Below are 2,724 nucleotides of genomic sequence, written 5' to 3'. Positions count from 1 at the left end.
CTTATTACTGTATCACCTCCTGTCTCTCTGTCTATCATAGCTATTCTGTCTCTATCGTCCATTATATGTACGGTACTACGCTCCAAGTTTAAGGTTTCATTGGTGAATGTACGGTAAATCTCGTAATCACCCAAATAAAAACGCTCTTCTATAATATTACCACGCTCTATTACCTTACGTGCTCTGTTGCCCTCTGTATCGTATACATAATAAGCGGTATCGCCAGATGCATTCAACGTAACCTGTTGCAACTCATCATTAACCGTTCATATCATTGATTGCAGATGCGGCATTTTGGTCATATTACCATGTGCATCGTATTCGTAATCATTTAATATCTGATCTTTATCGTGTTTTAGCAGGTAATTGGTCTGCTCAGCATATATATAACTACGTGTCCAGTCAAGTTTTTTGTCTGGTGTTGTATGCTGTTGTGTTAATACATTACCAAGCTCATCGTAGGTAAATAGCTGTGTATATTTATGTACAGCATGTTTATCTGCGACACAGAATAGTCTAGAAACCAAAACTTATAAAAAACAAAAATCTGAATTAGGCAATATTGCCTAATTCAGATTTTTAAATATTTTTGTAAAAACTGTTACAGTTTTTTAGGACAAAATATAATCAGGATAACTTCATTATATATTTAATACTTTTATTGTAACACTATTTTAGAACTTAGAAAGTTATTAAAAGATACTCTTTTTATTTCACCTCCAATTATTCTACATTAGTGCAAATACAATGACATAATATATGGGATAACTTTCTAAATCGACTCATATGCTATTCTTTTTTAAGTTGAGGGAACAACTTTCTTAAGATAACAATGAGTCATTTAAAGGCGAAGCTCAATGACTCGGATCAATCCCATAGGACGTGGTTTTATATATTAGAATAAACCTTTCATACCATTTTATTTCTGATAAATATTCTAAGCAATCATCGTATGTTCGAAAGCGATCAGCAAACTCTATAGCATTTTGTCCTGTGAATAATTTCAGCTAACCATTGATTTTACTGAAAACAAAGATATGTAATTATCTACCTACCTCTAAAGAGTTTTTTTATCAACAAAAGAAGCGTGATATCACAAATATAAATTTCCCATAATTAAAAGCTAATATACAGAAAATTCAATCACAACATCTTTCTCTAAAATAGAATAAGTCTCTAACAGTGTTTTATATAAATATTCCTCAATATAGATAGCATTTTTACCTATATTATTAACATAGGTAAAAATCCCTCTACACTCTTCAAAAAATAAATAATCCTCAAAATCATCACTCTGAAGAAATTTATCATATAAATCTTTTTTTGCCTTCGAAAAAAAATGCACTACCGCAAAATCCATTTCTGATCTAACCTCTATCCCTTTGGAAACAAAGTGTTTTGCCAACATAATTTGAAATAATATTTTTTGTCTATAATAGATATTAATATGTAAATTAACATGACCTCTATTTAAACAATCATTTATTCTTCCTGATACATTTAACTTATTCATTATTATCTAACTATCTTTTATAAAATTTTCTCTCTTTATTTTTCTTTATTCCTTCAAGTATACTACCACTTATACCTGTTATTGCAATCCCCCATCTAAGGAATTTGTTAGCATCATAATTTAACAACCCAGGAGAATCAAAAGAAGATAAAGGTTGTAAATCATTAAATCTTGGTATGCTACCTCTACCACAAGATATCTTAACTCTGGGTATAAACTGCCCTCCTTTATAAAATTTACCGTTAATATACATACCACCCTTAGGTGCTCTACTAAGCCCGTATCTCATAGTATATGACTCTGCAAAATCATCTAGAAATGGATTATAACCAGCAGCGTCCTTTGCTATTTTCGTCATATTATTCCTTAATAGCCTAATTTCCGCTTTGGAAGCTGTTTTCTTAAGAAATGAAAATAAATAATGTTTAGAACTTTTAAAACCACCATATAATGTCGGTGCTAAACCGATTAATTCAACAGCTGTTACAATATTCATTGCCATTTCAATTAAAGCTGTAGAGCCTCTCAAAAAATCTTTATATTTATCATTATATAATGCTACATTTCTATTATAGAAATATATCTCGTAAGCTTTAACAATCATTTTAGATAGAACCTCTTCATACTTTTCAATATTTTCCCGAGTCTCTTGAGCTTGATTTATTAGTTCTTTTTGTTCATCAGATAAATTTTCTGCTTTAAATATTTTATCCAAATAATAATAATAATATTTTATCTTTTCGGCTTCAAGTTTTTTTCCTATATTATATATTCCAAGATATAACCATTTTGTATTTTTAGGATTAATGAAACGTAACATCTCATTCAGTTTCTTATAATCTTTCTCGGAATGTTTTACTGATCCATCTGTTTTTTGTAAACCTTTCTCCTCTGTAGAATTATTTTTATCTTCATCCAACATACCATTAGGGTCAATCCTGTTTATTGGATTATTCTGAACATAGTTATAAGGATTTAACCATATACGCTCTTCCTTCATCGGATCAACACTCACAAACCTGCACATCCAAGCAGCATAGTAGCGGGCACCGTAGTAGTATAGGCCGGTCTCTTCGTCGCGCTCTTTGCCTACGTATTTGTAGCGTTTGAGCGAGGTTTCTGATTCTGTTCTACCGCTACGGTATGAGGTTGTGCCAAACGGGTGGTACTCCTCATAGGTTATAAGGTTTGCACTGTCGTCTAATTCAAGT

At 31.4% G+C, this 2,724-nt stretch carries 3 protein-coding genes; all 3 read right to left on the bottom strand.

Translation table 11 applies throughout. From position 1 onward, the window contains the following. A partial coding sequence (locus tag N4A55_RS11630; protein WP_293756489.1) for a hypothetical protein occupies positions 1-236 on the bottom strand: 236 nt, incomplete at its 3' end. A gap of 887 nt (positions 237-1,123) precedes the next feature. Next, on the bottom strand, positions 1,124-1,513 hold the full coding sequence (locus N4A55_RS11620; protein WP_293756487.1) for a hypothetical protein: 390 nt from the start codon (positions 1,511-1,513) through the stop codon (positions 1,124-1,126). Between the two features lie 10 nt (positions 1,514-1,523). After that, positions 1,524-2,724, bottom strand: a 1,201-nt coding sequence (locus N4A55_RS11615; RefSeq protein WP_293756485.1) for an RHS repeat domain-containing protein, incomplete at its 5' end; no start/stop codon positions are given.

Origin of the sequence: Vallitalea sp. (genome assembly GCF_025211055.1) — a bacterium.
GTDB lineage: Bacteria > Bacillota > Clostridia > Lachnospirales > Vallitaleaceae > Vallitalea.
Note: the sequence above shows the minus strand (reverse complement) of the source record. Positions and strands in the feature narration are given on the sequence as shown.